Source organism: Pigmentiphaga aceris (genome assembly GCF_008119665.1).
Lineage (GTDB): Bacteria > Pseudomonadota > Gammaproteobacteria > Burkholderiales > Burkholderiaceae_B > Pigmentiphaga > Pigmentiphaga aceris.
This window is the reverse complement of sequence record NZ_CP043046.1, coordinates 384,755-407,893: the sequence shown is the minus strand read 5'-3', so window position 1 is coordinate 407,893 and position 23,139 is coordinate 384,755. Positions and strand designations below refer to the sequence as shown.

Below are 23,139 nucleotides of genomic sequence, written 5' to 3'. Positions count from 1 at the left end.
ATGCACGTACCGCGGTTATCTTAGCGGCGAAATGGATGGGGTTGTAATTGAGGCTACCGGAGGCACAGTTACCCCCGGCACCGATGGTCGACGGTTCAGAAAAACGTCAGTGGAAGTGCTGGATTGGAACGGCCAGATGCAGCATCCGCCTGGCGCGTTCCGACCAACGGCTCAGGCCGGTGCGTCGGCAGCGGGCTTCGCTTCCAGCACGCCACGGCGCATCTGATCCAGCTCGATGCTTTCGAACAAGGCGCGGAAGTTACCTTCCCCAAAGCCCTGATCGCCCTTGCGCTGAATGAACTCGAAGAAGATCGGGCCCAGCTGGTTTTCCGAGAAGATCTGCAGCAGCAAGGCGTCCCGCTTGCCGTCGATCAGGATCTTGCGATCGAACAAGGCCTTCACGTCTTCCCCGTGACCCGGGATGCGCTTGTCGACCAGCTCGTAATAGGTGTCGATGGTGTCCAGCAAGGTGACACCCTTCTCGCGCAGCTTGTCGACGGTCTCGTACAAGTTGTCCGAGCCCATCGCGATGTGCTGAATGCCCTCACCGTGGTAGCGGTCCAGGTACTCCTGGATCTGGCCCTTGGTGGCGGTGCCTTCCTCATTGATCGGAATGCGCAGCTTGCCGCAGGGGCTGACCATGGCCTTGCTTTTCACACCCGTAACCTGGCCTTCGATGTCGAAGTAACGCGCTTCGCGGAAGTTGAACAGGCGGGTGTAGAAATCGGCCCACTCTTCCATGCGACCCTTGTGCACGTTGTGGGTCAGGTGGTCGATATAGGTCAGGCCATTGCCCTTGGGGTTCAGCGACGCACCCGGCAGCGGCAGGAAGTCCACGTCATAGAAACCGATGTTGCCGATCTCGCCCTCTTTTGCGCCATTCTTGCCGCGCCATTGGTCGACCAGATAGATCAGCGAATCGCCAATCCCCTTGATCGCCGGAATGTTCAGTTCACCCGGGCCGGACTGCTGTGCATACCCCCACGCGCCCAGCGACAAGGCGCGCTCATAGGCTTGCTTGGCATCGGCCACACGGAACGCAATCGCACAGACGCTGGGGCCGTGGATGCGGGCAAAACGCTGGGCAAAGGAATCGGGCTCGGCGTTCAGAATGAAGTTGATTTCACCCTGGCGATACAGTGTGACGTTCTTGCGGCGATGGCGGGCAATCGCGGTGAAGCCCATGCGCTCGAAGACAGCCGCCATGGCTGCGGGATCAGGTGCCGCGTATTCGATGAACTCAAAACCGTCGGTGCCCATGGGGTTGATGGCGTCGATCTCGGGGGCATTGCTCATGGCGGTGTCTCCTGGGAATTTTTCGGGATGATTGCTCTTAAGGCCTAGGGGTATTATTCGCCCGGAAATGCGATTTTTGTGCGCAACTTTGCCGTTTCCGCCTGTGGATAACGCACAAATCGTGCATGCTGGAGCCAAAATGGACGATTTACTGCTTGCCCCTGTGGATCTGGCCCTGTTGGCGGAACTGCAGCGCGATATGCACGCCACCAATCAGAACATGGGCGAACGCCTGCACCTGTCGGCGTCGCAGGTCAGCCGGCGCATTCAACGACTGGAAGCCATGGGTCTGATCCAGGCCTATGTCGCCTTGCTCGACCCCACCTTGCTTGGCTTGAACGTGCGCGCCTTCACCTACGTGACTCTGGCGCGGCATGGCGGGGAAGAAGGCGAAGCCTTCGAGCGTGCAGTGGGTGGCATTCCAGAAATTCTGGATTGCTATTCGATCAGCGGCGGGGCCGACTACATGCTGCAGATCGTCGCCGCGTCCCTGGCGGATCTGTCGGAAGTGGTGTTGAAGCCGCTGACGCGGCTGCCGGGGGTGTCGAACATCCAGTCCAGCATTGCGCTGCAGCGGATCAAGTCCAGTACGGCGCTGCCGCTTACCCAGTTGTCGCGGCCACGGACTGTGACGCGGCGGGCAAGGTTGGTGCAGCGGGAAAGCTGAGGGTGTGCGCTGTGTGGGTCGAACCCTGTGGATCACGCGCAGTGGCAGCACGCGCCATTACGCGCTTTCTGATGGCTATCTGCGCAAGCTGCGCGGCGCAACCCGAGCCTTAATTTGCAGACCAGACCGCCAATTCATATCCATCCGGGTCCACAAAGTGGAACCGGCGTCCGCCCGGAAACGAAAACACCGGCTTGACGATGCGCGCCCCGGCAGCTTCGATGCGCTGCTGCGTGGCAGCTAGGTCATCGGCGTACAGAATGATCAGCGGACCACCGGGCCGAACTTCCTCGCCCGTCGTGAAACCGCCCGTCAGCCGACCATCGGTGAATTCCGTGTAGGTCGGCCCGAAGTCCGTGAACGTCCAACCGAACACCGACCCGTAGAACGCCTTGGTGCGCGCAATGTCGGTGACGTTGAACTCGATATTGTCGATCTTGCGGTCCTGGCCTTGATGACTCATGTGATGTCCTATGTTTCCGTGGTGTCGCACATCGGACCAGCTTAGCGCGATTGCACTTATCGAGAAGCTCGGCCTTGCTTCATAATGCATGCGCATAGACCCCACCCCGACATTCGCCACGACACGTGGCCGGCCGACGAGCCGACGAGGAGACCCGATGAAATTCCGCCTTGCCCTGATCCCGGCGTTTGCCGTCGCCCTGAGCGCCACCGCGTTCTCCGCCCACGCTGACCAACTGGCCGACGTCAAAGCACGCGGCACCCTGGTGTGCGGCACGCTGACCACCACCGAGCCGTTGGGCTTCCAGGACCCCAAGACCCGTCAGATCGTCGGCTTCGACGTCGACATGTGCGAGGCCATCGCCGCCAAGCTGGGCGTCAAGCTGGAGCATCGCGGCCTGTCGATCGAGCAGCGCATTCCTGAACTGGCCAGCGGCCGCGTCGACCTGGTGTCGGCAGCACTGGGCTACACCAAGGAACGCGCCGAACAAGTCGACTTCACCGCTGCGCACTATCAGGTGCCGATGCGCGTGCTGGTCCGCAAGGCCGACAAGCTCGACAGCTTCGCCGCCCTGGCTGGCAAGCGCGTCAGCGCCGTGAAGACGTCCACTCCGGAAATCTACGCACGCCAAGTGCTGACCAAGTCCGAAGTGCTGACCTATCAAGACGGCCCGGCCGCCTTCCTGGCGTTCATGCAGGACAAGGTCGATGGCTTCGTGACCTCGCACACCGCTGGCCTGCGCTACCTGGCCGAAACCAAGGGTGAAGGCGTGTACATCAACGACGCGCTGGCCTGGGAACCGTCGGCACTCGGCGTGAAAAAGGGCGAGCCGGCCATGTTGGGCGCGGTCAACAAGGCGCTGGAAGAACTGGAAGCCAGCGGCGACATCGACAAGCTGTGGGTCAAGTGGTACGGCCCGGAGACTCGCTTCGCTTTCGCACGCGAAAAGAAGCTGACCCCGATCGCCACCTTCGCCAAATAAGTCTTTGAGTTGCTGACCGGCCGGGCGGGCTTGTGGCCTGCCGGTCGGTCGATTCCCCCATGGAAGATCTCCTCCTCGCGCGGCCTGGCTACTTTGCCTTGCTGCTGCACGGGCTTGGCATCACCGCCAAGCTGTTCGCCGTCAGCTGGGTGGCCGCGCTTGTGGTCGCTTCGCTGCTGACTGCGATCCGTGCAACCTCAAGCAAGATTGCTCAAGGCGTGATCGCGCTGTTCGTTGAATACCACCGCAACGTGCCCGGCCTGGTGCAGATTTTTGTCTGGTACTTCGGCGTGCCGCAGTTGCTGCCCCGAGACTGGCAACGCTGGATCAACCGCAACGACGGCGAATTCCTGATGGCCGCGATTGCGCTGACCTTATACGCCGCCGCCTACATGTCGGAAGACCTGCGCAGCGGCTTGCGCAGCGTGTCGTCCGGGCAGTCGCAGGCGGCGCGTTCGCTTGGCTTCACCTATACGCAGACCATGCGTTTCATCTTGCTGCCGCAAGCGCTGCGCAACGCCTTGCCGGCGCTGGTGAACCAGACGCTTGCGCTGTTCAAGGCAACCAGTCTGGCCATGATGATTGGCGTGGCTGAGTTGATGCATGCGGTGCGGCAGATGGAAAACGAGACGTATCGAACCTTCGAGGCGTTCATCGTGGCGTCGATCTGTTACCTGGCGATTTCTTATTTGCTGATCTATGCCGGATCGGTAGCCAGCAAACGTGTGGCGATGAGCAAACGATGATTACGCACACGTTCGTTTTTCGGTTTGGCTGCGTTGATATGAACTGCGGCATGAATATCGTGGACGCGGCCTGCGACGCTACCGTTCATGGGTTCGCACAAGGGATGCCGGCATGATCGACATTCTTCGTGACTACGGTCTGATACTGCTGGTCGGTCAATATCCGCAAGGCCCCTTGGGTGGCTTGGCGATGACTTTGGTGCTGGCGGCGCTGGCGTTAATCATCTCTTTCCCGCTGGCAATCCTGGTTGGATTGGCGCGGGTATCGACCTGGGTTCCGCTTGCGCGTGTGGCGGCGTTCTATGTGCATACGGTGCGTGGATTACCGCTGCTGTTGGTGGTGTTCTGGGCGTATTTCCTGGTGCCGCTGATTGGTGGCAAGGATATCAATGCAACGCTGATGATGCTGTTTGCGTTGGTCGTCTACGAGAGCGCCTATATGGGTGAGATCGTGCGCGCGGGCATTGTGTCTTTGCCGTCGGGGCAGACACAGGCGGCGCGCGCGCTGGGTCTGACGACGCCGCAGATTTTTGCGAGTGTGGTGTTGCCGCAGGCGCTGTTCAATATGATCCCGAGCATTCTCAGCCAGTTTGTGGTGCTGGTGAAAAATACGTCGTTGGCGTATGTGATCGGGGTGGATGAGCTGACCAATGCGGCGTATCAGGTGAATGGGCAGTTGTTGACGAAGCCGTTCGAGGTGTATGGCTTGCTGGCGATCAGCTATTTCGTCATCTGCTATCTGCTTGGGCGGGGAGTGAGCCTGATCGAGAAGCGGATCATGAAGAAACGCAGTGGCTCGGGGGCTGTGGTTGTAGCTGCTGTTCGGAATCAGCCGGCTTGAAGGTTTGCTTTTGGCTGTGTGGTGGTTCTTTAGTCAGTCGCGGGTGGTGGGGCCGGCTCGTCTGCCCCGCTGGACTTTCGCGTCGGGACTCCCGCCCTCCACGTCGTCCAGAAGGGCAGCCAATCCGGCCCCACCACCCACGCCTTCAAAACGGCTTGGTTAAAAGCTGATCCCGCCTGTGGACGTCTGCCGTTTTGCTGTCTGCTTGGTGCCGTAGGCGGTTCTCGGCATTTTTTGGCCACCATTCTTGATCGCCACGCTGCTGGCATCGGGGACTGGCTGGCCAGGTCGCCACGAAGCGATTTCTCCGGCTCACTATTTGGTGGGTTCTTCTGCTGCCTTTTACCGCAGCGCCTCTCAAGAATATTTGCGCGTCTGCTTGGTGGTGGGGTGACACCGAAGCGGGTGGCCGCCGCATCACGGCATGCGGAGAGCGGCAGCGGCAATCGTCGCGTTGGTGGCTGATTGGCGAAAACGCCTGTTGCGAGTTGGTCCAGGCGGTTGCCACATGGCGACGGCAACACTACTCGGGGCATCGGCAGCTGGGCGCGCTAGCTGCACACGGCGATCTTCGCGTTCTCGATCATCTTGTTCCCGACAACGGCGACGAGTTGGTTCTCGACGGGTGACAGCACATGCTGGACTGTTGGAAGCGCCTGGCATCACCACCGCTTCGAAAGCTCGTCATCGCTTCGAGCGTTCGTCATCGCCCCAAACGTTCAATGCGCAGCCTTCAAAGCCTGGACCTTCAGCGCTCTGCCTTTTCGTCGCATTACCTGGTGTGCGGCCACCCGCTTCCAAGTCACCCCACCGCAAAACAGGCGCGCAAATTTTCTTCAGTGGCGCTGCCCTGAAAGGCCGCTAGAGAACGGTCAGAACCGTGAGCCGCTGAGCCGCTTCGTGGCGACTTGGCCAGCCAAGTCCCCAAGGCCAGCCGCATGGCGATCAAGAATGGTGACCCACGAATGCCGAGAACCGCCTACGGCACCAAGCAGCCAGAAAAACAGAAGCCGCCCAAAGGCGGCATGTGCTTTTGACCAAGAAAGCTTGAAGGCGCGGGTGGTGGGGCCGGATTGGCTGCCCTTCTGGACGACGTGGAGGGCGGGAGTCCCGATGCGAAAGTCCAGCGGGGCAGACGAGCCGGCCCCACCACCCGCGACTGGCAGAAGAACAACCACACCGTCACGGACAAAACGCGACCGACCAAAGACTCAACCACCGTCGCAGCAAAACCGCGCCCCGGGGTACGAAATCAGAGCATGGACTTCCCATACTCCAGCACCTTCTCGCACGCCTTATCCGTCACCTGCTTGCGCATATTCGACAGGTCCAGCTTGCTGCCGCCACCACCGATGATGCCCTTCATCCCATCCGCATAACCCGGATCAGCCGCCGCCTGCTTCTGGCCACCCAGCTTGCCCAGCAGCTTGTCCTTGATGCCGGCCACACCATTGCTGCCCAGGTAATTGTTCTTCATGCAGAAGGTCAACACACCCGCCACATTTCCCGCACTGGCCGAACCAATCGCCGGCAACGACAACTGGTCGCCCAGACCGCTCAGTGCACCCAAGCCGCCAGAAGACGACGAGGACGAGGAGGCAGGTGCAGAACCAGACGTCGCGTTATGGTTCCCAAGCGCGCCTTTCACGGCGTCAAGCAATTGGGCGTGAGACGCCATCGGCAGCGACTGAAGCGTCAGCGCACCGGCTAAAACGAATAAAGCGCGAAGCGTTTTCATGGCGTATTCCTTGATCATCCTGGGGCGCGCATGATCACACACCCCGAATCGCCAAGGGTAGCGCGCGGCGGCCGTTTGTGCATCCGTCGAGCAGGCATTTCCTGACCGCCTGACGCATAGACCAGCGCATATCGAGCAGCACAATCTCAAGCAGACGCGGACAGCCAGTTGCGTGGCAACCAAACGAACGCAGAAACGCAAAGCGGCAACACCGCGCACACAAACAACTCGCCCCCACAAACCAGACAACAAGTCGGCTTGCAGGGGCGGATAAACGTCTTACGCAGTACCACCCGGCATCAAACGCCGGGCTTGCAAACCGCTCAGGCGGTCAGTTCCTGCGATTGTGCAATCGCGGCGTCCATCGCCTTCTGGCGGGCTTCCGGGCCCATGCCCAGGCCTTCAGCGCGGATCACCTTCACGTCGGTGATGCCGATGAAGCCCAGCACGCCCTTCAGATAGGCTTCCTGGTGGTCCAGTGCGGTTTCCATCTGTGAACCGGCATACACGCCGCCACGCGACGACGCGATGATCGCGCGCTTGCCGGTGACCAGGCCTTCGGGGCCGGTGGCGGTGTAGCGGAAGGTGCGGCCGGCTTGCGCCACGCGGTCGATCCAGGCCTTCAGTTGGGTCGGGATCGAGAAGTTGTACATCGGTGCGCCGATGACGATCACGTCTGCGGCGAACAGTTCGTCGATCAGCGTGTCGTTCAGCGCCAGTTCGCCCTTGACCGATTCCGGCGTGGTGGCACCTTCGGCAGGACGCATGGCAGACAGCAGCGCGCCGTCCAGATGGCTGATCGGGTCAACGCTCAGGTCACGGTAAACCACGTTGTCGACCTGGCCCGTGGTCTTCAGGGTCTGGGCGATGGCGGCGGTCAAAGCGCGCGAAGCCGAATTGGCACCGAGCGGGCTGGAATCGAGTTGAAGCAATGTGGTCATGATGTCAGCGCCTGAATTCGGCGTTCGTTGATGTTTGGATGACTGCAGTTTATCTAGTTGAAAAAGACAGAAAAACAGCGTTAAACGGAAGAACTGTCCTATATTCAGGATAATCAGTTCCACCGTGGTGTCATGTCTCGCGTGTAGTGCGCGCGAAATCCCAGTAACGACGCCATTTCTGGACGTACTGGAGATCACCTATGCCCGATTTGAACGACATGTATTTTTTTGCCAAGGTGGTCGAATACGGCGGCTACAGCGCGGCATCACGTCACCTGGGCGTGCAGACCTCGATGCTCAGCCGCCGTATCGCCGAGCTTGAACAACGCCTGGGCGTGCGCCTGCTCAACCGCACCACGCGGCGCATTTCCCTGACGGCCGCAGGCGAAACCTTCCACAGTCATTGCCTGTCGCTGGTGGGCATTGCCGATGCCGCGCATGAAGCCATCGAACAGACCCGGTCCGAACCACGCGGTCTGGTTCGTGTCAGTTGTCCGCCCGGCTTGCTGCACAGTCACGTTGCCACCATCGCCACCAAATTCCTGTCCGACAACCCCTTGGTGCGCCTGCATATCGAGGCCAGCAATCGCCGGGTAGACGTGGTCGAAGAGCGTTTTGATGTGGCCTTGCGGGTGCGCCAGCCGCCGCTGGAAGACTCGGACCTGGCCATTCGCCGCTTTGGTGAAACCGACACCATGCTGGTCGCCTGCCCCAGCTTGTGGCGTGGCAAGCAGGCACCGACGACCTTGGAAGAACTTGCAGAATTGCCCACGCTGGCAATGAGCGACAACACCACCACGCAGGTGTGGCAGTTCCTGGATGCGCACAAGAAGCCAATGCTGTTCTCGCACGTGCCGCGTCTGACGGTGGACGATTTTCAGAGCCTGCACGTTGCCGTGCTGGGTGGCCTGGGCGTGGCATGGTTACCCGAGATCACCGTACGGGCCGACCTGCGCGCGGGCCGGCTGGTGCGTGTCATGCCGCAGCTGGCCCGCATGCGCGGCATCGTGCATGCGGTGTTTCCGTCGCGTCGTGGCATGGTGCCGGCGGTGCGCAACTTTCTGGATGCGCTGGTCGACGGGTTTGCGAATGCGCCGGGTGAAGTGGCGGATTTCCTGGTGTCAGGCCCGCCGTCGGCATTGCCCCCGCACTGACCTTATGTTCGCTTGGCCTGACCGTATGCTTGCCTGGCTATTGCTGCCCTGCCGTTGATGCCGGACGCCGCAGCCCCCACTGCCGCAGACGTTCCAGATACAGATACACCACGGGCGTGGTGTACAGCGTCAGCAACTGGCTGACCAGCAGGCCACCCACAATCGCCACGCCCAGCGGACGACGCAGTTCCGACCCTTCACCCATGCCCATCACCAACGGCAAGGCACCCAGCAGCGCGGCAAGATTGGTCATCAGAATCGGGCGCAGTCGCAGCGATGCGGCACGCGTGATTGCCGCCTGTGCGCCCATGCCCTCGCGGCGCTGCGCGGCCAGCGCGAAGTCGATCATCAGAATCGCGTTTTTCATCACGATGCCGATCAGCAGGAACAAGCCCAGCAAGGCGATCAGGCTGAACTCGGTCTGCGTGGCGCGCAACGCCAGCAAGGCACCCACGCCGGCCGGTGGCAAGGTCGACAGGATGGTCAGCGGGTGCAGCGTGCTTTCGTACAGCACACCCAGCACCAGATAGACCGCGATCAGCACGCCCAGGATCAGCAGCGGCTGGGCCTGCACCATCTTGTTCAAGCCACCTGCATCCCCCCCCGCCTGCGTGTAGATGTTGGCGGGCAGCATTACGCCTGCGACGGCCCGGTCGATGGCTTGCAAGGCCTGTTCTGCGCCAATGCCCGGTGCCAGCTCGTATCCGACAGAGGCCGATGCAAACTGGTTCTCGTGCGACACCCGATCATCGACCAAGCCGTATCGGTACGTGGAAAACGCCGACAAGGGCACGCGCGACCCGGTTGCCGTCACGACCTGCACTTCGCGCAGCGCATCGGGCCGGCCTGTGAAGCGTGGCGTCAACTCCATCACCACCCGGTATTGATTCAGCGGGTCGTACAAGGTGGCGACCTGCCGCTGCGAGAACGAGTTGTTCAGCACCGAGGTAATCATGCGCATGTCCACGCCCAGTCGCTGCGCGGCTTCCCGGTCGATGTCGAGCACGATCTGCTGGGCGGCTTCGCTGGCGTCGGCGTTGACGTTGGTGACTTCAGGCACCTGTCGCAAGGCATCGCCCACACGCCGGGTCCATACCCGCAGCGCGCTCAGGTCGTCGGACATCAACATGATTTCCTGCGAGTTGTTGCCGAAGGAAGAACCGAAGCGCACGTCCTGGTCGATGAAGGTAATCAACATGGCGCCCGGAATGGGCGGTGCAGTGCGTTGCAGGCGGTTGATCACGCTCTGGGCCGATTCACGGCGCTCGGACAGCGGCTTTAGGCGCACACGCATGGCGGAATTGCTCAGTCCTCCACTGCCACCGCTGGTGCCCACCACGTCGCGCACGGCCGGGTCCGCCATCAGCAGGCGGCGGTAGACCTCGATCTTGGGTTGCATGACCTGGAACGAGAATCCGTCGTCACCGCGCGCAAAGGCCGTCATCTGTCCGGTGTCCTGACTCGGCAGCATGCCTTTCGGAATTTCAATGTACAGATAGACGTTCAGGGCAGTGACTGCGGCCAGCACCAGCATGGTGAGCTTGCCGTGACGCAGCACCCAGCCCAGGCTGCGCCCATAGGCGGCCTGCAAGCGGTCGAACCAAGCACTGAAAGCTTGTGCGAAACGCCCGGGTGCGTCTGCTGCACCGTGCTTGAGCCAGTGTGCGCACAGGCTGGGCGTGAGCGTCAGCGATACAGCCAGCGAGATCAGCATGGCGGCCGCCAGCGTGATCGAAAACTCGCGGAACAGGCGTTCGACCACCCCGCCCATGAACAAGATAGAGACGAACACCACCACCAAGGCCACGTTCATGGCCAGCAAGGTGAAGCCCACCTCGCCCGCGCCGCGTATGGCGGCACGGTATGGCGACATGCCACGCGCGATGTGGCGTTCGATGTTCTCCAGCACCACGATGGCGTCGTCGACCACCAGCCCGGCGGCCACGATCAAGGCCATCAGCGACAGGTTGTTCAGCGAAAAGCCGTAGACATACATCACCGCAAAACTGCCGATCAGCGACACCGGGATGGCAATGCTGGGAATCAGCGCCGCGCGCAGGCGGCCCAGGAACAGCCACACCACCATGACCACCAGCGCGGCCGAGATCAGCAAGGTCAGCTGTGCCTCGGCAAGTGTGGCGCGAATGCCGGGCGAGCGGTCCATCACGATCGACAGTTCTGCATCGGCAGGCATCAGCGCGCGCAGTTGCGGCAGCTGCGCGTTAATCGCGTCGATGGTCTGCACGATGTTGGCACCGCTGCGGCGGCTGACCATCAGAATCACGGCCGGGCGATCGTTGTGGAAGCCGCTGCTGTAGCGGTTCTCGACCGAGTCACTGACCTCGGCCACATCGGACAGGCGGATCGGTGCGCCGTCGCGGTAGGTCACGACCAGGGATTGGAAATCGGCGGCGCGGCGCGGCTGGCCACCGATCTGCACCTGCAAGCGTCGGTTGCCGTCTTCGATGTAGCCCAGCGGCGTGACTGCGCTGTTGTCGGCCAGGGCGGTGCGCACCTCGTCCAGCGCCACGCCACGATGCGCCAGCGCAGACGGGTGCAACTGCACCCGCACGGCCGGCAGCGATGCACCGCCGACACTCACTTCCCCCACGCCCACGATCTGCGACAGCTTCTGCGCCAGAATGGTGGATGCCGCGTCGTACAACTCGCTGGACGACAGATTGGGCGAACTCAGCGCCAGCCCCATGATGGGCGCTTGCGAGGGGTTGATCTTGCGGAAGCTGGGGTTCTCGCGCATGCCCGCCGGCAGTTGGCCTCGGGCTGCGTTGATTGCCGCCTGCACGTCGCGGGCGGCGGCGTCGATGTCGCGATCCAGCGCGAATTCCAGCCGCACATCGGTCGAGCCCTGGTTGCTGGACGAGCTGATTCGGCTCACCCCGGCAATGCTGCCCAGTGCACGTTCCAAGGGCGTGGCCACGGTTGCAGCCATGCTTTCCGGGCTGGCACCCGGCAGGTTCGCGCTGACACGAATCGTCGGGAAATCTACTTGCGGCAAGGGCGCGACCGGCAGCATGCGCCAGGCCAGTAAACCAAGCAGCACCACCGCTACGGCCAGCAGAATGCTGGCGATCGGTCGCCGGATGAAAGGACGGGCGAGGTTCATGGACGGACGTCCGTCGGGCTATCCATCTTCATCGTGCGCCGTCCGCAGCAGGCGTGGTCGCCACGCGCGCACGACGCGTTGCCAGTCGGTCAAAGCACAGATACACCACCGGTGTGGTGTACAGCGTCAGCACCTGGCTGACCAGCAGACCACCCACCATCACAATGCCCAGCGGCTGGCGCAATTCGGCACCCGATCCACTGGCAAGCATCAGCGGCACGGCCCCGAACAATGCGGCCAGCGTGGTCATCAGAATCGGACGAAAACGCATCAGCGCCGCACGATGAATGGCTTCGCGCGGCGTCATGCCCTGACGACGCTGCGCTTCTAGTGCGAAGTCCACCATCATGATGCCGTTCTTCTTCACCAGCCCGATCAGCAGGACCACGCCGATCACCGCGATCAAGTCCAGCGGCCGGCCCGTCAGCAGCAAGGCCGCCAATGCGCCCACGGTTGCAGACGGCAGGGTCGACAGAATCGTCAGCGGATGAATGGTGCTTTCGTACAGAATGCCCAGCACCAGATACATGGTCACCACCGCTGCCAGCACCAGCCACAAGGTGTTCGACAAGGATGCGCGGAAGGCCTCGGCAGCCCCCTGGAAACGGGTCTCGATGGTGGCTGGCAGGTTCGCGCCATCGCGTACCGCTTCAATCGCCGCCACCGCTTCGCCCAGCGACGCACCTTCACCCAGATTGAAGGAAATCGTGGCGGCCGGGAACTGGCCCTGGTGGCTGATCAGCAGCGCAGCCGGGCGCATGGTTACCCGCGCTACCGCCGACAAGGGCACGGGGGTGCCGCTTGCGGTCGGCACGTAGGTGGTCGCCAGCGCGTCCATGCCACGTGCATAACGCGGATCGACTTCCAGCACCACGCGGTACTGGTTGGCCTGGGTGAACAAGGTAGCCACCTGGCGTTGGCCGAACGCGTTCTGCAAGGCGGTCGAGATATTGCTGCTGCGCACGCCCAGGCGCGCGGCGGCATCGCGGTCGATCTCGACGCTGGCTTGCAAGCCGCCCATCTGCAGATCGCTGGCAACATCGGCCAGTTCCGGCCGGGCACGCAATAGCTCGACCATGCGTGCGGTCCACTCGGCCAGCTGCGTCGTGTCAGGTGTGGTCAGCGAGAACTGATACTGCGTGCGGCTGACGCGGTCCTCGATGCTGAGTTCCTGCACCGGCTGGAACCAGGCGGTGATACCGTCCAGGCCCTTGGCCTCGGCAATGCGGGTGCGCAGCCGCACGCCGATTTCACTGGCGCTGGCGCGGTCGGAACCATGCGGACGCAGGTTCACCAGCATGCGGCCACTGTTCATGGTGACGTTGCTGCCGTCCACACCGATGAACGACGACAGGCTGGCCACATCGGGATCTTTCAACAGCTCGGCGGCCAATGCTTGCTGACGCTCGGCCATCGCACCGAAGGATATCTGCTGCGGGGCCTCGGTCACCACCTGGATCACGCCGCTGTCCTGCACCGGGAAAAATCCCTTGGGCACGGCAAGGTAAAGAACGGCAGTCAGCGCCAGGGTGGCAAGCATGGCAAGCATGGCCAGCGCCTGGTGTTCCAGCACCCAGTCCAGACCGCGCCCATAACTGGCAATCACGCGGTCCAGAAAACCGGGCTTTGTCGGCTCGGCAGCGTGCACCGGCCCTGTCAGCATGCGGGCGCTCATCATCGGCGTAAGCGTCAGGGACACCACCAGCGAAATACCGATGGCCACCGCCAGCGTGATCGCAAATTCGTGGAACAGACGCCCCACCACGTCACCCATGAACAGCAACGGAATCAGCACCGCTACCAACGACACCGTCAGCGAGATCAGTGTGAAGCCAATCTCGGCCGCGCCTTTCAACGCGGCTTCCATGGGCGATGCGCCCTCTTCGCGGTGCCGCGCGATGTTCTCCAGCATCACGATGGCATCGTCGACCACGAACCCGGTGGCAATCGTCAACGCCATCAAGGACAGGTTGTTGACGGAAAAACCCATCAGGTACATCACGCCGAAGGTGCCCACCAGCGACAGCGGCACGGCCACACTGGGAATCAAGGTGGCCGACAATTTGCGCAGGAACACCAAGGTGACCAGCACCACCAGGCCCACCGCAAACACCAGTTCCTTCTGCACGTCGCGCACCGAGGAACGAATGCTTTGCGTGCGGTCGGTCAGCACCGTGACCTGCGCGGCAGCCGGCAAGGTGGCGGTCAGTTGCGGCAGCAGCGCCCGCACCCGGTCGGCCACGTCAATCACGTTGGCACCGGGCTGGCGTTGGATGTTTACCAAGACTGCGGGGGCCTTGTCGGCCCAGGCTGCCAGGAAGCGGTCTTCGGCACCGTCTTCGACCGTCGCCAGGTCACCCAGACGCACCGGTGCACCATTGCGCCACGCCACGATCAGCGCGCGGTATTCCGCCAGGCTGCGAATCTGGTCGTTGGCATCCAGCATGGTCGAACGCACCGGTCCGTCGAAGCTGCCCTTGGGCTGGTTGACGTTGGCGGCGGTGATCGCGGTGCGCACGTCTTCCATGCTCAGCTGCTGCTGCGCAAGCGCGGTCGGGTTGACCTGCACCCGCAAGGCCGGGCGCTGTCCACCCGCCAGACTGACCATGCCCACACCCGGCAACTGCGCCAGCTTCTGTGCCATGCGGGTATCGACCAAGTCATACACACGCGGCAGCGGCAGGCTGTCCGAGGTCACAGCCAGCGTCATGATCGGCGCGTCGGCCGGGTTCACCTTGCGGTAGATCGGCGGGGCGGGCAGGTCCGAGGGCAGCAAGGTGCTGGCGGTGTTGATGGCGGCCTGCACTTCCTGTTCGGCTACCCCCAGATCGACTTCCAGCGAGAACTGCAGCGTGACGACCGATGCACCACCGGAACTGGTGGAACTCATCTGCTTCAGGCCCGGGATCTGCCCCAGACGCCGTTCCAGCGGTGCGGTGATCGTGCGTGACGTGACATCGGGGCTGGCCCCCGGGTGGAACGTGAACACCTGGATGATCGGATAATCGACCTGCGGCAAGGCCGCGACCGGCAACAGCCGCCAGGCCAGAATGCCGGAGACCATCAACGCGATCATCAACAGCAGCGTGGCAACCGGACGCTCGATAAAAGGACGGGACAGATTCATGGCGGCCTCAGCCGCCGCTGCGCAGCGGGCTGTTGGCGGCCGGCTGCGGCGTATCCACCACCCGCACCACACGGCCTTCACGCAGGCGGTCCAGTCCTTCCAGCACCACTTGATCGCCCGCTGTCAGCCCTTGTGTCACGGCTACGCGGTCACCTTCGGTGGGGCCCAGCGTCAACATGCGCACGGTCGCCTTGTTGTCGGCGATCACATAGGCATAGGTGCCCTTGGACCCGTATTGCACGGCGTCCGTGGGAATCACTACTGCATCGTCCAGGGTACTCAGGGCCAGGCGCATGTTCACGAACTGGTTCGGGAACAGAATGTCATCGGCATTCGGGAATTCGGCCTTCAGGCGCAAGGTGCCTGTGGTGACGTCGATCTCATTGTCGATGGCCACCAGGCGGCCGGAGCCCAGCAGCTTGCGTTCGTCGCGATCCCAGGCTTCGACCGCCAGCCCTGCCGTGCCACGCTGCGCCTCGCGCAAGGGGGCCACCTGCGTTTCGGGAACCGTGAAGAAGACCGACACCGGCGTGGTCTGGTTGATCGTCACCAGCCCGTTGGCATCGCCCGCGCTGACCTGATTGCCCGCGTCCACCCGCTTGATGCCAAGACGGCCGGCAATCGGTGCCTCGATGCGGGTGTACGACAGCTGCAACCGGGCGTCGTCGATCTGCGCCTGGTCCGACTTCAGCGCACCACGCAATTCCGTCACGCGCGCTTCCTGCGTATCGAGCTGCTGACGGGCAATCGATTCCTGCTCCGCCAATCGCTTGAAGCGCGCAAGGTCCAGTTCGGCGCTGCGCAATTGGGCCTGATTCTGCTGATACGCCCCTTCGACCTGCGCCAGACGCACCCGGTAGACAGCAGGATCGATCTCGGCCAGCAACTGGCCCTTACGTACCGTGTCGCCGTCGTTGAACGCCACCCGCAGCAACTGCCCGTCTACCCGACTACGTACCACCACCGTATTCAAGGCGGTCACGGTGCCGATGGCTTTGACGCGGACCGTCAGCGGTTCGCGCTTGGCGGCAACCACCTTGACCGGCACCGGGCCGGCCCATGCGCTGGGCGGCGCAGCCTCGGCAGCGGGCTTGCGCCACACAAAGAACCAGACCGAGGCCAGCACGGCCAGGACGAGCAACAACCAGACAATCGCCCGAACAAGGCGAGGGGAACGAGCGGAAGAGGCGGACATGGACGGCGCGGGTAGAAGGGGTAGGGCCGGAAAACCGGTCATGCTCCTGCGTCGCCGAGCGCTTCACGCGATGAAAAATGCGGGAAGGCAGTTATAACGGTCGACAGATAAGAATTACTCTCATTTTCGTCCAAAAACGGGGGGCTTGCCAAGGAGGGATCAAATCCGCCTCGATCCAACCCACCTCAATACCGGAACGTGACGCCCAGCGTGACCGTCCTGGGCGTGCTGCCATCCAGACGTCGGCCGTACAAAAGATCGACATCCACATCCCCACCGCCCGGCGTCCAGCGCACGCCCAGCTGGCTTCCCATCGGATCGCCATCACGACCAAAGACCTCGGCCATCAGGGACACGTCGGACGCGACGGCGTATTCCACCTGCGCGCCCAGAAACGCCTGTTCCTTGCGGCCCCGGCCGTGGGTGTAACTCCACCCTGCATTCAGATTCACCCGTACATCTTCGTGCAGACGCAGCGTCAGGGGCACGACCAGCAAGGCATTGTCGAAGTGGCCATCGCGCGTGCTCCACGCGCCGCTGCCGGCCAGCGCCAGGCCAACGCCCTGCGCCTCGGGCATGAAGTTGTACTTGAAGCCCGGCCCCACCAGCGTGTCACGGCTGCTGCCCCAATTGCGCTGCACCGCTGCGCTAAATTCCAGATCGGGCATGGCCTTGGAGGTACAGGCAGGCGACAGCGTGATACCGCCGTCGCGCCCGCCCTGCCGCGACACCCAGCTGTCCACGTGGCAGCGGCCGGGTTCTTCGACCTCGGAATCTTCCACCACATGCGCCCCACCCGCCGCGAACACCGGCGCAAGCGGGCACAGGCTGCTGCCCGCCAGCAAGGCCATCGATGACACCCGTCCCAGGCGGACCCACCCTGCTTTCAAGCCGAACGACATGCTGCTGCTCCATTGACCCCGGTCAGGCAGATTGTTCAGGGTGAACAAGTCCGGGCCGTGTCGAGGCGCATATGGTCGGCCATTCCGGCCGCGATGTAAGCGCCTTCTGCATTGGCCGTCGTATTCCGCTGACACCTTGCGCGGCGCTTGCAAAACCGCGTGAAACCCCACGTGGCACTTCATCTTTGCGCATAAATCGATTGTCATTCGGCGGAAACCAAATAGAATGAGAACGCTTCTTATTTGATTAAACCCATGCACCCCGGCCTCTCCCCCACCCAAGACCCGCTCGGCGCAATGTATCGCGCCCATTACGGGTGGCTGGCCGGCTGGTTGCGCAAGAAGCTGGGCTGCACCGCCCAGGCCGCGGACCTGGCGCAAGACACCTTCATGCGGGTGCTCGTATCGCAGGAAGCCACCACGCTGCGCGAGCCGCGTGCGTACCTGGGCACCATCGCCCACGGGCTGATGGTCAACCACCTGCGGCGTCGCGATCTGGAACGCAGTTATCTTGAAGCCCTGGCCACCCTGCCCGAGCCGCTGAGTGCCTCGCCCGAAGAACAGGCGCTGGCGCTCGAAGCGCTGTATCAAGTCGACGCCATGCTCGACACCTTGCCCACCAAGGTTCGCCAAGCCTTCCTGATGGCGCAGTTCGACGGCATGAGCTACGCCGACATTGCCACGGCCTTGGGCGTCTCGGACCGCATGGTGCGCAAATACATGGCGCAGGCCATGCTGGCTTGCCTGCTGCTCGACAACCGCAGCTGAATTGTCGTGGCTGAACTTTCTCCCTCGCCCGCCCGCGCGGCCGGTCCGCTGGACCCCAACGTGCTGGCCGAAGCCGCGCAGTGGTTCGCCACCTTGCGCGACGACCGGGTCGATGACGACAGCCGTCGCCAGTGGCGCGACTGGATCGCGGCCAACCCGCAGCATTTGCAAGCCTGGGAACGGGTCGAAGCCATCGGCAGCCAATTCGATCGTTTGCCGGCACGTGCAGCGCGCACTGCGCTGAGCGTCCCGGGTCGGCGTCGCCGGCACCTCCTGGGCGCAGCCGTCCTGGGCGGTGGCGCCTGTATCGCCGGCCTCATCGGCCGCGACGCCCTGCCCTGGCAAGCCTGGACCGCCGCCTACCGCACCGGCGTGGGCGAAACGCGCGACCTGCGCTTGGCCGACGGCACCCAGGTCTGGCTCAACACCGCCAGCGCCATCGATGTTGCCTACGACGATGCCTGGCGTCGCCTGCTGCTGCGTGAAGGCGAAATCCTGATCGACTCAGCGGTTGATCGGCAGCGCCCACTGGTCGTCGACGTCGCCCAAGGCAGATTGCGCGCGCTGGGCACCCGTTTCACGGTGCGCCAGGAAGGAACCACCTGTCATGTCGCGGTCTTCGACGGATCGGTGGAAATCCAGCCGCTTGGCGCAGCCGCGCAGGTCGTGCCGGCCGGCAAACAGGCCCGCTTCGCGGCCACGTCGATCAGCACGTTGGAAGCCGCCGACCCCGCACGCCAAGCCTGGCGCACCGGCATGCTGCTGGCCAACAACCAGCGGCTGGACGATTTCCTGGCAGAGCTGTCGCGTTATCGGCGCGGACATTTGGGCTGTACGCCAGAAGTGGCGCACCTGCGGCTGGTAGGCGCGTATCCGCTTGGGGATACCGACCGGATTCTGCAAGCGGTGGCCGGCTCGCTGCCAGTGCGGATCAGGACACTTACGCCCTGGTGGGTAAGTGTTGAGGCGGTTTGATCACCGAAGTTGCCTTGTGATTTTCGGCACGAAACAGCGGTGAATGTCTGGAAAAAAACCGGCAAAACAAGCGGCAAGAATTTTCGACGTAATCGGGTTTTTTCTTTTTAGAACAAAGACTTGAAAACCAAAATGAACCGGCAAAAAATGCGGCAACAACAGAGGCATTCGGATCATGAATCTTGGTGCCGATGCACACCTCGAGTAATCATTCTCGTCAAAGCTACCGACTAATTTGTAACGCCGGTTCCGCTTCAAGCATCTCGATTGGCAATACGGAAGACACCTTCACAATCCTCCGTCATCGAGGCTCACCATGCCGTCCTTCCGATCGAATTCGCCGCGCACGCGGCACCTTGCCCCGCGTGCACTGACGCTGGCCTTGCGCGCCGCGTTTCTTGGCCTGCCTTTGCTGGCGGCAACCGCGAGTGTGACCCAGGCACAGACCGCACCCGCAGCGCGCGAATTCAACATCGGGGCAGGACCGCTGGCCAATGCGCTGACGCAGTTCGCGGCGGAAGCCGGTGTGCTGTTGTCGGTCGATGCGTCGCTGACCACCGGCCGCAGCACGGCGGGCTTGCAAGGCCGCTACACCGTGGACCAGGGTTTGTCGCGATTGGTGGCGGGCACGGGTCTGGAAGTCGCGTCGGGTGCGGGCAACAGCTATTCGCTGCGTCGCGCGCCGCCGACTTCGGCCGCAACCAGCGCCGCCACCCTGACCGCCGTGAATGTCTCGGCTTCGGTAGACAATGAAACGGCCGTCGGCCCCGTGCTTGGCTACGTAGCCAAGCGCAGCGCCACGGCCACCAAGACCGATACCCCCATTCTGGAGACGCCGCAGTCGATTTCCATCGTCACGCGTGAGCAGATGCAGGACTACGGCATTCACGGCATCGAGGAAGCGGTGTGGCACAGCGCGGGTGTGGTGGGCGGCTCGTACGGCTTCGACTCACGGTCGGACTGGCTGCTGGTGCGCGGCTTCGACCCCTCGCGTTACATGGACGGCTTGCCGCTGCCCAATGGCACCTGGACCGGCGCCACGCGCATCGAACCTTACGGCCTGGAACGCATCGAGGTGCTGAAAGGACCGTCATCCGGTCTGTACGGTGCCATGCCGCCGGGTGGCCTGATCAACGTGGTCAGCAAGCGTCCCACCGAGGAACGCTTGCGCGAAATCGAAGTGCAGGCCGGCAGCTTCCACCAGAAGCAAGTCGCCGCCGATTTCTCCGGCCCGATCGACGACGAAGGACGCCTGCTGTATCGCGTGACCGGCCTGGTGCGCAAGGGCGATACGCAGATCGACCACGTGAAAGATGACCGCTATTTCTTTGCGCCCAGCCTGACCTGGAAAGCCACCAATGACACCTCGGTGACCTTCCTGGCGCGCTACCAGAAAGGCGAAACCGCGCTGGGCGGCGGTTTCCTGCCTTCGGAAGGCACGGCGCGTTTCAACCCGAACGGCAAGATTTCGCCCAAGGTGTTCACGGGAGAACCGGGCTACGACAACTACGACAAGGAATTCAAGTCGGTCGGCTACGAGTTGCAGCACCGGATCAATGAAGACTGGACCTTCCGCCAGAACCTGCGCCAGGCCAATGTCGATCTGGACCACAATTCCATCGGTACGCTTGGCCTGCAAGCCGACTTGCGCACGCTGAATCGCTATTACTATCCGCTGGAAGAACACTCACGCGCCTTCACCGTCGACAACCAGCTGGAAACGCGCTTCGCCACCGGCGACTTCAAGCACACCTTGCTGGTCGGTTTGGACTACAGCCGCTTGAGTAATGACTATGCATCCGGCTTTGCGGCGGGTGCACCCACGCTGGACATCTTCAACCCGGTCTACGGACAGTCGCCACTGGTCACCCCGGCCTACAACTACCACATCGACCAGACGCAGAAGCAGCTAGGTGTGTACGCGCAAGACCAGATCCGCATCGGCCGCTGGGTGGGCACGCTGGGCCTGCGCCACGACTGGAGCGACACCAACACCGACAACCGCATTGCCAACACGCAGACCACCACCAAAGAAAACGCGTGGTCGGGCCGGGTGGGCGTGAACTATGTGTTCGACTCGGGCATTGCCCCGTATGCCGCGTACTCGCGTTCGTTCCAGCCGGTGATCGGTGCGACCGCACGCGGCGAGCCGTTCAAAGCCACCACGGGCGACCAGCTTGAGGCCGGCGTCAAATACCAGCCCAAGGGACGCAGCGACCAGTACACGGCAGCCGTGTACAACATGACGCAGAAGAACACCCAGACCCTGGACCCGAACGTGGCCTTTGCCACGGTGCAGCAGGGCAAGACGCAGGTGCGCGGTGCAGAATTCGAAGCACGTGTGAACGTGTCGCGTGGCTTCAAGCTGATTGGTTCATACGCTTTCAACGACGCCAAGGCCAAGGAAAGCAACGACCCGCTGGAGCAAGGCAAGCAACTGCGTCTGGTGCCACGTCATCAGGCATCGCTGGGTGCCGACTACACCATCCAGTCCGGCCCGCTGGCCCGCCTGGGCTTCGGAGGCGCAGTGCGCTACATGGGCAAGCACTATGGCGATACCTACAACCAGTGGGGCACCAGCGGCTACGCGATTGTGGATGCGCAAGCGCATTACGACATCAACCAGTGGCGTCTGCAGTTGAACATCAGCAACCTGTTCGACAAGGAATACGTCGCGGTCTGCCAAAGCGCCATCTGGTGCTACTACGGCGCGCCGCGCACCATCACCTTGACGGCGCGTTATCAGTTCTAAGGCGACAGGCGCATCGGTTGGCGCTGATCAGTCAGCATTGAACCAGCGCCACCAGCTGCTGCGCCTTGGCAACGGGGCCAGCGGGTGCGGCGCGTCGGGCTGCGTGATGTGGCCGTGGAAGTAGGGGTCAGCCAAGGTACTGAAACCGAAGCTGTCCGCCCAATAGCGCCAATCGTCAGGGTCGTCCAAGTACAGCGCACGGCTCAAGGCCATGTGGTCGCGCGCGCTGATGGCCTCGGCCAGCATGCGCCAGCGGGCATTGCAGTCCGCACGGCATTCTTCGATGAAGGTGGCGGGCGTGGCATCGCTGATCCACGACAACGCCTCCAGCCCGACAGAAAAGCTTCGCCCGGGCTGCGCGGCTACCGCTTCGCGTAACGACGCCAAGGCACCGTCGAAGGCCCAGCCCAAGGAAGGCCGGGTACGCAAGGCCGGATGACTGGCGATGAAGTCGACCACACAGCGCAGACGCAGCAGCGCCGCGTCGGCGTTGCTGGTCAGGCGAGGCGCGTCGTTGCCATGCGTTGCGGCGATGGGTGCAGGTGCAGCAACTGCGTCAATGACAGGCGATGCCGGATCAGACCCGGCAGCAGGCGCACCGCCTGCCAGCAGAATCTGCCACAGCAACGGCAACTTGCCACGGGCTTGCGCGATCAGCATCGGGGCTTGGCCGCCGACGCCAGTGAGATACAGGAAAGCGGGGTTGTCCATCCGTCCTATTGTCGCCCGTCGCGCGCAAGCGTGCAGCGCGGCCGGATTCAGGCAAGCTCAGACACACTCCCACTACCGTTTACGCCACCGGCTGTCCCAGCGCCGCCACCGCACCCGGACGATGGATGATGCGGTCATACCAGGCGCGCAGCGCAGGCGACGGGGCACGGTTGATCGGCAGGTGGAACCAGCGATGCACCTGCGCGCCGACTGCAATATCGGCAATCGAGAATTCCTCGCCACCCAGGAACGGGCGCTGCTCAAGCTCGCGTTCCAGAATGTTGATCAGCAAGCCGCACTGCGCCAGGGAGTCGGCAATCGCCAGCTCGTTGCGCTCTTCCTCGGGCGTGCGCACCAGACCGATGAACGCCGGCATCATCAAAGGGGCGAAGGTCGTCGCCTGCCAATCGACCCAGCGATCGGCCTTGGCACGCGCGGGCAGCGCGTCGATCCACAGCTTGTTCTTGCCGTAGCGCTCGGCCAGATAACGCACGATGGCGTTCGATTCCCACATCACAAACCCGTCGTCTTCCAATACCGGGATCAAGCGGTTCGGATTCAGCAGGCCGTATTCCGGGGTATCCAGGCCACCAAACGGGCCGCCGGCGTCGAGACGGGTGAAATCAAGCTCCAGGTCGACGGCGGTCCAGACGACTTTTTGCACGTTGATGGAACTCAGGCGTCCCCATATCCGGATCATGCAGTACTCCCGTGGGTGGGTAGATGGTGTGTATAGGCGAGGCGCAAGCCTCAGCAC

Annotated in this window: 18 protein-coding genes; 8 read left to right on the top strand and 10 right to left on the bottom strand. The window is 62.8% G+C overall.

The window, feature by feature from the left end; genetic code table 11:
* Positions 1-171 precede the first annotated feature (171 nt).
* Entirely contained in the window at positions 172-1,296 is a 1,125-nt protein-coding gene (gene hppD / locus FXN63_RS01705) for a 4-hydroxyphenylpyruvate dioxygenase (protein ID WP_148812251.1), read from the bottom strand.
* A 139-nt stretch (positions 1,297-1,435) separates the two neighbouring features.
* On the opposite strand from hppD, the gene FXN63_RS01700 reads away from it, so the two are divergent.
* The gene (locus FXN63_RS01700; protein ID WP_148812249.1) at positions 1,436-1,963 is read left to right on the top strand and encodes an Lrp/AsnC family transcriptional regulator; all 528 of its coding nucleotides are present in this window, start codon (positions 1,436-1,438) and stop codon (positions 1,961-1,963) included.
* 109 nt (positions 1,964-2,072) lie between these two features.
* Here FXN63_RS01700 and FXN63_RS01695 read toward each other — a convergent pair whose 3' ends face one another.
* Positions 2,073-2,426: a VOC family protein gene (locus FXN63_RS01695; protein ID WP_148812247.1), complete on the bottom strand. Its 354-nt coding sequence runs from the start codon at positions 2,424-2,426 to the stop codon at positions 2,073-2,075.
* Between the two features lie 157 nt (positions 2,427-2,583).
* Between FXN63_RS01695 and FXN63_RS01690 the strand changes: the two genes are divergently transcribed.
* The 3 genes from FXN63_RS01690 to FXN63_RS01680 all read left to right on the top strand — a co-directional run bounded on the left by FXN63_RS01690 (position 2,584) and on the right by FXN63_RS01680 (position 4,995).
* A complete protein-coding gene (locus FXN63_RS01690) occupies positions 2,584-3,408 on the top strand; it encodes a transporter substrate-binding domain-containing protein (RefSeq protein ID WP_148812245.1) in 825 nt (274 codons plus the stop codon).
* Between the two features lie 59 nt (positions 3,409-3,467).
* Entirely contained in the window at positions 3,468-4,154 is a 687-nt protein-coding gene (locus tag FXN63_RS01685) for an amino acid ABC transporter permease (protein WP_148812243.1), read from the top strand.
* Between the two features lie 112 nt (positions 4,155-4,266).
* Entirely contained in the window at positions 4,267-4,995 is a 729-nt protein-coding gene (locus FXN63_RS01680; RefSeq protein WP_148812241.1) for an amino acid ABC transporter permease, read from the top strand.
* Positions 4,996-6,247: 1,252 nt separating this feature from the next.
* On the opposite strand, the gene FXN63_RS01675 is transcribed toward FXN63_RS01680, so the two are convergent.
* Together FXN63_RS01675 and FXN63_RS01670 are read right to left on the bottom strand one after the other, a co-directional pair.
* Positions 6,248-6,733, bottom strand: a complete 486-nt coding sequence (locus tag FXN63_RS01675) for a DUF2501 domain-containing protein (RefSeq protein WP_148812239.1) — start codon at positions 6,731-6,733, stop codon at positions 6,248-6,250.
* A 323-nt stretch (positions 6,734-7,056) separates the two neighbouring features.
* Positions 7,057-7,674, bottom strand: a complete 618-nt coding sequence (locus FXN63_RS01670) for an FMN-dependent NADH-azoreductase (protein WP_148812237.1) — start codon at positions 7,672-7,674, stop codon at positions 7,057-7,059.
* Positions 7,675-7,874: 200 nt separating this feature from the next.
* On the opposite strand from FXN63_RS01670, the gene FXN63_RS01665 reads away from it, so the two are divergent.
* Positions 7,875-8,828: a LysR substrate-binding domain-containing protein gene (locus tag FXN63_RS01665; RefSeq protein ID WP_148812235.1), complete on the top strand. Its 954-nt coding sequence runs from the start codon at positions 7,875-7,877 to the stop codon at positions 8,826-8,828.
* A gap of 37 nt (positions 8,829-8,865) precedes the next feature.
* Here FXN63_RS01665 and FXN63_RS01660 read toward each other — a convergent pair whose 3' ends face one another.
* From FXN63_RS01660 to FXN63_RS01645, 4 genes are all read right to left on the bottom strand, one after another.
* Entirely contained in the window at positions 8,866-11,952 is a 3,087-nt protein-coding gene (locus tag FXN63_RS01660; protein ID WP_148812233.1) for an efflux RND transporter permease subunit, read from the bottom strand.
* A 28-nt stretch (positions 11,953-11,980) separates the two neighbouring features.
* A complete protein-coding gene (locus FXN63_RS01655) occupies positions 11,981-15,079 on the bottom strand; it encodes a multidrug efflux RND transporter permease subunit (RefSeq protein ID WP_148812231.1) in 3,099 nt (1,032 codons plus the stop codon).
* A gap of 7 nt (positions 15,080-15,086) precedes the next feature.
* Positions 15,087-16,274 carry an MdtA/MuxA family multidrug efflux RND transporter periplasmic adaptor subunit gene (locus FXN63_RS01650; RefSeq protein WP_148812229.1) on the bottom strand — a complete coding sequence of 396 codons (1,188 nt, stop codon included), beginning with the start codon at positions 16,272-16,274 and terminating at the stop codon, positions 15,087-15,089.
* A gap of 185 nt (positions 16,275-16,459) precedes the next feature.
* Positions 16,460-17,176, bottom strand: a complete 717-nt coding sequence (locus FXN63_RS01645) for a hypothetical protein (protein ID WP_222863988.1) — start codon at positions 17,174-17,176, stop codon at positions 16,460-16,462.
* A gap of 255 nt (positions 17,177-17,431) precedes the next feature.
* On the opposite strand from FXN63_RS01645, the gene FXN63_RS01640 reads away from it, so the two are divergent.
* From FXN63_RS01640 to FXN63_RS01630, 3 genes are all read left to right on the top strand, one after another.
* Positions 17,432-17,944, top strand: coding sequence for a sigma-70 family RNA polymerase sigma factor (locus FXN63_RS01640; RefSeq protein ID WP_148812227.1), 513 nt, complete (start codon positions 17,432-17,434; stop codon positions 17,942-17,944).
* 6 nt (positions 17,945-17,950) lie between these two features.
* Complete coding sequence (locus FXN63_RS01635) at positions 17,951-18,919, top strand: FecR domain-containing protein (RefSeq protein ID WP_222863987.1); 969 nt, start codon at positions 17,951-17,953, stop codon at positions 18,917-18,919.
* Between the two features lie 316 nt (positions 18,920-19,235).
* Complete coding sequence (locus FXN63_RS01630; protein ID WP_148812226.1) at positions 19,236-21,671, top strand: TonB-dependent siderophore receptor; 2,436 nt, start codon at positions 19,236-19,238, stop codon at positions 21,669-21,671.
* Positions 21,672-21,698: 27 nt separating this feature from the next.
* Here the strand turns inward: FXN63_RS01630 and FXN63_RS01625 are convergent, their stop codons facing one another.
* Positions 21,699-22,382, bottom strand: a complete 684-nt coding sequence (locus tag FXN63_RS01625) for a hypothetical protein (RefSeq protein WP_148812224.1) — start codon at positions 22,380-22,382, stop codon at positions 21,699-21,701.
* A 79-nt stretch (positions 22,383-22,461) separates the two neighbouring features.
* Positions 22,462-23,082: a glutathione S-transferase family protein gene (locus FXN63_RS01620; RefSeq protein WP_148812222.1), complete on the bottom strand. Its 621-nt coding sequence runs from the start codon at positions 23,080-23,082 to the stop codon at positions 22,462-22,464.
* Positions 23,083-23,139: the final 57 nt, after the last annotated feature.